The sequence below is a fragment of the Dietzia sp. SYD-A1 genome (assembly GCF_015356725.1).
Taxonomy (GTDB): Bacteria; Actinomycetota; Actinomycetes; order Mycobacteriales; family Mycobacteriaceae; genus Dietzia.
In genome coordinates this window covers 1-7,044 of sequence record NZ_JADDKI010000219.1, presented here as the reverse complement: position 1 = coordinate 7,044, position 7,044 = coordinate 1, and the positions used below count along the sequence as shown (strand labels likewise).

The window sequence follows — 7,044 nt, the reverse complement described above, 5'->3', positions numbered from 1 at the left end:
CGGGTCTGCCGTGCAATCGCCACCGGTGGCCTCAGTGCGCCGAGGCCAGCTGCTCCGGCCGGGTCTCCAGGTAGTCCAGCGCGTGGTCGTCGTATGTGAAGAGCAGTGCCACGGCGTTGGCGACGAGCAGCAACCACGCCGACCACAGCGTCGGGTCGTACACCACGGCCATCAGGGAGACGCTCGCGGCGGTCGTCAGCAGGGCGCGACTCCGGCGCTCACCGGCACGCAGTCTCGGGGCCGTCGTGACCTGCACGACCATGGCGGCGAACAAGACGGTCGCGAGCGCCCACCCGGTCCAGCCGGGTCCGCTGGCGCCACTCAGGCCCACACCGGCCCCGCCAGCGGTCACCTCGTCGCCCCACAGACCCGCGACCAGCGACAACGCATCGGTCGCGCTGATCACGCCGGCGATGGTGATCGTGGTGAACAGGCCGCAGAACACCCAGATCCACGATGCGATCGAGACGGACAGCGGTCTGTTCACGAGAGAGCCCTTTCGGTGGGGTGTCGCGCCGGTGTGACGCGAGCCTGGTGAATTAGCTCCTATCCTCTGACGGAGCCGCCAGGTCCCGATAGAGTGCGGCACACCTGATTTTTGCTGCGCCGCAGCGGAGCTCGTGCCCCTGACACCCAGGTGGCCCCGATTTCCCGGGTGGATCCGGGTACGCATGATTCCCGGACGCGGACGTGGTGCCCGGCATCCCGCTGTGGCCGGACTGGAGGTGGGACTGGTGCCGGCGTGGAAGAACGATCGCTCGGTGCTGCGTGCGGACACCGTGGCCCGCGCGGTCGCGATGTGCGTCGACACCCGGCGCGGTGTGCTGGTGGTGGGGCCGCCGGGCGTGGGTGCCAGCCGCTGTGCCGTCGACATCGCCGCCGGGCTGCGCGCTGCCGGGGTCCGAGTGGCTGTGTGGGACGACCTCGACCGGGCCGACACGCCACGCGCGCTGCCCGACGGCGCGGTGGTGGTGGCCTCTGCTCGGGTGGGTGCGCCGCTACCGCCGTGGTGCCGCGACGAGGTGGCCTACCGCACCACCCGACTGACGCTACGGAATCTCACCCGCACCGGGTCGGAAGCGGCGGTCGCAGCGGCCGTGGGGGTCCCCTTGTCGGCGCGGCTGGTCGAGGCGTTGTGGACCTGCTCTCACGGCAATCTCACCGCCCTGCGCGCCACCTACGACGACCTCGCGACCCGCAAGCTGAACCTATTGATGCGTGGTCGCCTGACGCTGACGGTGGACCCGGCCACCGCGGTCATGGATGTGGCCGTGGACCCGCAGCGGTGGCTCGGAGGCAGCGCATCCGGTGCCGGTGGCGTGGACCCCCTGACCGACGCCCTGACGACGGTCGCTCTCGCTCGCCGCATCAGCGTCCCGGACCTCGAGAACCTGCATGGTTGCGAGGTGGTCAGCGAGTTGATGGCCCGTGCGCTCGTGGTGGAGGGTCAGCAGGACGGCGCCCGGGTGCTCGCCGTGCAGCCCCCTGTTCTGGCCGCCGCTCTCCGCGACGCCGCGGATCATCGCCGTCGGCGGGAGACCTACGACGCCGTCCTCGCGCTTCCGGGCATCGTCCAGCCGGACCCGAATGTCGTGCTGTGGGCTCTGACCAACCTGCCCGCCGGTACCGCTGCCGGCACCGGGCCGCCCGCCGCCCGCTCCGTGGTGTTGGGCGCCCCTGCAGTTCAGGGCGCCCGTGTGGACGCGTCCGCAGCCCTGGCCGCGGCCCGTGCCGCGTTCGAGGCCAACGACTACCGCACCGGCGTGGGGTTGTCCCAGGCGGCAAGGCGCGCGGGGCTGGTGATGACGCCGCTGCAGCAGGCCGAGTTCGACCTGGTCGCGGGCTCGTGCCTGCGGTGGGCCGACAGGGTGCACGAGGCGGCCGAGATGTTCGAGCGGTCACTGGAGTGTCTGCGGGCCTCGGCGGTCCACGGTGGCGACGACGACCCGGGTGGGCCCGACTTCACCAGAGTGCTGCTCGACAACGTGGCGGCCCGGGCGGATCTCGCGCACTACCGCGATCGGAGCCCGGAGAACGCGCTGATGCTGATCGAGTCGGCCCATGGATTCCTGGTGCCGGGCGACCCCGGGCACTCGGTTCTGGACGCGTTGACCGTGGTGCACCTCTGCTATGCGGGACGGTACCGCGAGGCGGCCCGGGCCTACACCGCACTCTGCGAGCCTCCGTCCGATGCAGATTTTCCACCGGATGCGCTGCGCCCCGCACCGCTGTCGGCCGAGTGGGAGAGAAGACTCGACGCACTCCATGCCATCGCGCTGGACGCCCTCGGGCAGTCCGACGCCGCGCTGGCCGTCCTGCGGCGGTTGGCCCGCCGGACGCGGACGATGGATTCCCACGCATGGGCGTCGGAGGAGTATCTCGCCTCGTTGTTGTACGTGGTCCTGCACGGGTTCGGAGTCACGGCCCTGCAGGCGGAGATCGCGCCCTTCATCGCGGTCGAGCAGGACGACTCCGTCCGCCTGGGCCCGGGCCTGCGCCGGGTCGCCGACGCCGAGATCGCGCTGGCCGCCGGGGACCTGTCGGCGGCGGTGGCCGCCGCGTCCGATGCGATCGACACCATCGAGGTGGACGGCCCCGAGGAGTACCTGTCGCGCGCCCTGTCCTTGTGCGCGCTGATCGCGGCCCTGTCCGGTCGAACCGCCACCGCGAAGGAGAAGCTGCGGCGCCTGCGTGGGATCCGCGAGTACACCAATTCTCCGCTCGGGCCGGAGATCCGCGGAGCCGAGGCCGGGGTGCTGTACTGCTTCGGTCACAGCGAGGAGGCCCGCGAGATCGTCCGCTCGCTCATCGACGAGGGGCAGTTGGGGTCCGCCACGCGGGCCGCCATGGCCGGGGTGCTGTCCGCCGATCGCGAGAGCTGCCAGCTGGTGTCCGAGCTGGAGGTCACCGGCGATCTTCCGGTGCTGGTGCGTGACATCGCCGCCGACTCCCTTGCCAAGAACCCCCGGCGACTTCTCGACGACGCCCACCGTGCCCGGGAATGCGGTCTGCACATGGTGTCCGTGGCGGTCGCCGACCGCGTGCGCCACCTCGCCACTCCGGGTTCGCAGCACCACATCCAGGCCGAGCGGATGATCGCCACCTCCGAGATCGGTGGATCGGCGAGCGGTCTGCCCGGTCCGGGAGGCGCTGCCACCAGAATCCCTCAGGGCGTGTCTCTGACCCGTCGCGAATCCCAGATCGCCACTCTCGTGGGTCAGGGGCTGACCAACGCCGAGATCGCGGCCGAGCTCCACCTGTCCAAGCGGACCGTGGAGGGACACCTCAACCGGATCTACACCAAGACCGGCACCCGGCTGCGAGGGTGAACGAGCCACGGCGAGGGGGTGGGGGCATGCGTCGGCCACCGGGCGGGCGTGGGCCGGCCGGCCCGGGACACGGCGTCCCGGCCACCTTCTGCGAGGCGCCCGCGGCTTATATCGTGGAGACCTATTTCGTCCTCCGGATGGTCATCGCCGCCGGCGCCCTGGTGCTCCCGGCTGTTCTCCTGCTGTGGGTGGCCCTTGACCCAGCGGTGGCGATGAGGGGCTCGCTCAGCGCCTTCTACTACTCGCCGGCGCGCAGTGTCTTCGTGGGGATCCTCGTGGCGATAGGCGTCGCGCTGGTGGCCTACCGCGGCTACACCCGGGGAGAGAACGCACTGCTCAACGCGGCCGGGGTCCTCTCGATCGTGGTGGCGCTGGTCCCGACGTCGGGCACCTCTCTGCCCGGGCCCACCGTCGCGGGGGCGGTCCACGCTGTGGCCGCGGTCGGGTTCTTCGCGCTGGCCGCGCTGTCGATCTTCTTCTACGGACAGGAGACCCTCTCATCGCTCAGCGATCGACACGTGCGGCGACGGTATCGCGTGACCTACCGGATCCTGGCCGTCCTGGTCGTGGCGTTCCCGGCTGCGGCGGTGGTCGTCGCGTGGGCGGTGGGGCCGTCGGTGGCCCTGTTCGCCGGTGAAGCTGCGGCGCTGTACGCATTCGCCGGGTTCTGGCTGGTCAAGACGTACGAGCTCGCCCGGTCTCAGGTGCACAGACGAATCGTGTGACGCCCACCTAGGCGATCGTGCGGCGGTAGGTGACCATGGCGAAGGTGTATGCGACGACGAGGATGCCGACGCACCAGGCGATCGCGATCCAGAGGTCGGTGCCGACCGGTTGCTGCGCGAACAGGTCGCGGATGGCATTGACGATGTAGGTCACCGGCTGGTGTTCGGCGAAGGCGCGCACCGGGCCGGGCATGGTGTCGGTGGGGACGAATGCCGAGCTGATGAACGGGAGGAAGATCAGCGGGTAGGAGAACGCACCCGCCCCGTCCGGCGTGGTGGCGGAGAGCCCGGCGATGACCGCGAGCCACGTCAACGCCAGGGTGAACAGGAGCAGGATGCCGGCGACACCGAACCACGCCAACGGCCCTGCCGGTGAGCGGAACCCCATGAGCAGGGCGACGCCCACGACGACCGCCAGCGAGATCAGAGTGGCGAACAGCGAGGTCAGCACGTGTCCCCACAGCACGGCTGAGCGCGCGATCGGTAGGGACTGGAGTCGTTCGACGATTCCGCCCTTCATATCCAGGAACAGCCGGTACGCGGTGTAGGCGATCCCCGAGGCGATGGTGATGAGGAGGATCCCGGGCAGAAGGTAGTTCACGTACGACCCCGAATCCGGGCCCGTGTCGATCGCGCCGCCGAATACGTAGACGAACAACAGCAGGAAGGCGACCGGCGTGATGACGGTCGTGATGATGGTGTCCAGGCTGCGGGTGACGTGGCGCAGGGACCGCCCCAGAAGGACGGCGGTGTCGCCGAGGAAGTGCGTGTTCATCGCTGTTCCCTACTCGTGGCACTGTCCGTGTGGTCCGCGTCGTCCTCGCCGATGAGGGCCAGGAAGACGTCTTCGAGGGTCGGCTGTTTCTCCACGTACTCGACCTGTGCGGGCGGGAGCAGCCGCTTGAGCTCGGCGAGGGTGCCGTTGACAATGATCCGACCCTTGTGGAGGATCGCGATGCGGTCGGCGAGTTGTTCGGCCTCCTCCAGATACTGCGTGGTGAGCAGTACCGTCGTCCCGCCGTCGGCCAGTTCTCTGACCGCCTGCCACACCTCGATGCGGGCCCGGGGGTCGAGCCCGGTGGTCGGCTCGTCGAGAAAGATCACCGGTGGGCTCCCGATGAGGCTCATGGCGATGTCGAGACGGCGACGCATCCCACCCGAGTACGTCGACACCTTCCGCGTGGCCGCGGCGGTCAGCGAGAAGCGCTCGAGGAGATCATCCGCGATCGTGCCCGGGTCGTCGAGGTGGCGAAGCCTGGCGATGAGGACGAGGTTCTCCCGCCCGGTGAGGATCTCGTCGACGGCGGCGAACTGTCCGGTGAGACTGAAGCGCTCTCGCACCTCCGAAGCCTGTGCGGCGACGTCGAGGCCGTCGACAACGGCCGTTCCCGCGTCGGCCTCGAGCAGGGTTGCGAGGATTCTCACGACTGTGGTCTTGCCGGCGCCGTTGGAGCCGAGCAGTGCGAAGATGCTGCCCCGTGCCACATCGAAGTCCACGCCGCGCAACACGGGCAGGTCCTTGTACGACTTCTCCAGACCGTGGACACGGATCGCGTGAAGGGGCGGCGCGGTCATGAGAGGGCCCCCTCATCCCCTCCGGAATCGCCGGCCGCGGCGTCGATGGCCTCGGTCAGGCGCCGGCGCTCCTTGTCGATCCACTCCTTGCCGGAGTACGAGCGGGCGAATGTCTCCGCGAACTCCACCGGGTCGTCCCCGACGACGGCGCGCACGGGAGTGCCGTCGACCGCGGCTCGCTCCCACATGTCGGCGTGGTCGCCATGTCGGCGTGGTCGCCGATCATCGCGATGAGCGTGTCGCCGTCGGTGAATCCTCCGTAGTAGAGGAAGTACCGGTTGAGCGCCTTGGCGGCGCTGCCGTACGGCTCGGGGAGAGCGTCGACCCGCGCCATGTGGCGCTTGTACTGCTTCTTCTGATCCAGAGACCCGGTGAGGGCCTCGATCCATTTCGCGACCATGATCATCTCTCTCCTTCGCCCTGTGGGCTGTCGTTGTGGTGACGGAGCTGGTCTATGCGCTCCACGAGGAAGTCCCAGGTGTTCCAGAATTCGTCGAGGTTCCCGCGCCCCCGGGCGTTGAGCGAATACACCTTCCGGGGCGGGCCCTTCTCGGAGGGGACCTTCTCCACGTCCACGAGGCCGCGCTGCTCGATCCTCACCAGGAGCGCGTACACGGTGCCCTCGGCGATGTCGGCGAAACCGTGACCCCGGAGCCACGCGGTGATCTCGTACCCGTACGCGGGCCGGTCGGACAGGATCGCCAGGACGATGCCCTCCAGCGTTCCCTTGAGCATCTCGGTGGCCTGCTTGCCCATGGGACGTCCCCCAACTACTCAGTGTCAATGACTACTGGTACATAGTAACGCAGAATAGCGGCAGCGCAAGACCGCCACCACCGTGCAGGTGCCCGAGCGCCAGCCGGTTCCTCACACCGCCGGGCTACAGTCGGGTCACCCCCCGGCGTCGATGTAGAGGGAGCCCCTCGCCCATGACGAACCTCGTCTTTCTCCCCGGCCTCCACGGCGACGCGCAGTCGTGGGACCCGACCCTCCGAGCCCTGCCGGAGGGCTGGGCCGCCACCGCCCTGGACCTGCCGGCCGTGCCCGACCTCGACGCGCTCGTCGACGAGACCGCCCGGCTGATCGCCTCCGGGAGCGTCGTCGTCGGACATTCCCTCGGCGGCGTGGTGGCCATGCACCTCGCGGAGAGGCACCCGTCCCTCCTGGCCGGACTCGTCCTGGTCACCGCGCCCGTGGGCACAGAGGATCCGGATGCCGCAGCAACGCGCGCAGCCCGAGCGGCGGACCTGAGCCCGGAGGAGTACGAGGAGATCGCCCTCGACGGCATGGAGGCGGTGTACTTCGGCGACAGCGGCCACGACCCGCAGGTGCGGGCCGAGCGACTCCGCGCGGCGCGGGGATACGGGCCGGCGCGGTTCGCCGCGCACTCGGTGGCCCTGGGCGCGCGCCCGGAC

General features: G+C 69.8%; 8 protein-coding genes. 3 read left to right on the top strand and 5 right to left on the bottom strand.

Features of this window, described 5'->3' with window-relative positions; genetic code table 11:
* Positions 1-31: 31 nt before the first annotated feature.
* The gene (locus IY392_RS09895; RefSeq protein ID WP_194861109.1) at positions 32-487 is read right to left on the bottom strand and encodes a hypothetical protein; all 456 of its coding nucleotides are present in this window, start codon (positions 485-487) and stop codon (positions 32-34) included.
* A gap of 184 nt (positions 488-671) precedes the next feature.
* On the opposite strand from IY392_RS09895, the gene IY392_RS09890 reads away from it, so the two are divergent.
* Positions 672-3,329 (top strand): LuxR family transcriptional regulator, encoded by a 2,658-nt coding sequence (locus tag IY392_RS09890; RefSeq protein WP_194861108.1) that lies wholly within the window; start codon positions 672-674, stop codon positions 3,327-3,329.
* Positions 3,330-3,442: 113 nt separating this feature from the next.
* The gene (locus IY392_RS09885) at positions 3,443-4,054 is read left to right on the top strand and encodes a hypothetical protein (RefSeq protein WP_194861107.1); all 612 of its coding nucleotides are present in this window, start codon (positions 3,443-3,445) and stop codon (positions 4,052-4,054) included.
* Between the two features lie 7 nt (positions 4,055-4,061).
* Here IY392_RS09885 and IY392_RS09880 read toward each other — a convergent pair whose 3' ends face one another.
* Genes IY392_RS09880 through IY392_RS09865 form a run of 4 tightly spaced genes read right to left on the bottom strand, consistent with a single transcriptional unit; the run spans position 4,062 to position 6,385 of the window.
* Positions 4,062-4,829, bottom strand: a complete 768-nt coding sequence (locus IY392_RS09880) for an ABC transporter permease (protein WP_194861106.1) — start codon at positions 4,827-4,829, stop codon at positions 4,062-4,064.
* Positions 4,826-5,629, bottom strand: a complete 804-nt coding sequence (locus tag IY392_RS09875) for an ABC transporter ATP-binding protein (RefSeq protein WP_194861105.1) — start codon at positions 5,627-5,629, stop codon at positions 4,826-4,828. The genes IY392_RS09880 and IY392_RS09875 overlap by 4 nt, the downstream gene beginning before the upstream one ends.
* Before the next feature lie 55 nt (positions 5,630-5,684).
* A complete protein-coding gene (locus tag IY392_RS09870; RefSeq protein WP_228549243.1) occupies positions 5,685-6,029 on the bottom strand; it encodes a DUF1048 domain-containing protein in 345 nt (114 codons plus the stop codon).
* Positions 6,030-6,031: 2 nt separating this feature from the next.
* Entirely contained in the window at positions 6,032-6,385 is a 354-nt protein-coding gene (locus tag IY392_RS09865) for a PadR family transcriptional regulator (RefSeq protein ID WP_182612837.1), read from the bottom strand.
* A gap of 173 nt (positions 6,386-6,558) precedes the next feature.
* Here IY392_RS09865 and IY392_RS09860 point away from each other — a divergent pair.
* On the top strand, positions 6,559-7,044 hold a 486-nt coding region (locus IY392_RS09860), incomplete at its 3' end, for an alpha/beta fold hydrolase (RefSeq protein WP_194861104.1).

What these genes read in the sequence shown, in the direction of transcription:
- IY392_RS09890 (WP_194861108.1), top strand. Translation starts at nt 672, where the DNA reads ATGATTCCCGGACGCGGACGTGGTGCCCGGCATCCCGCTGTGGCCGGA.
- IY392_RS09880 (WP_194861106.1), bottom strand. Translation starts at nt 4,829, where the DNA reads ATGAACACGCACTTCCTCGGCGACACCGCCGTCCTTCTGGGGCGGTCC.
- IY392_RS09875 (WP_194861105.1), bottom strand. Translation starts at nt 5,629, where the DNA reads ATGACCGCGCCGCCCCTTCACGCGATCCGTGTCCACGGTCTGGAGAAG.
- IY392_RS09870 (WP_228549243.1), bottom strand. Translation starts at nt 6,029, where the DNA reads ATGGTCGCGAAATGGATCGAGGCCCTCACCGGGTCTCTGGATCAGAAG.
- IY392_RS09865 (WP_182612837.1), bottom strand. Translation starts at nt 6,385, where the DNA reads ATGGGCAAGCAGGCCACCGAGATGCTCAAGGGAACGCTGGAGGGCATC.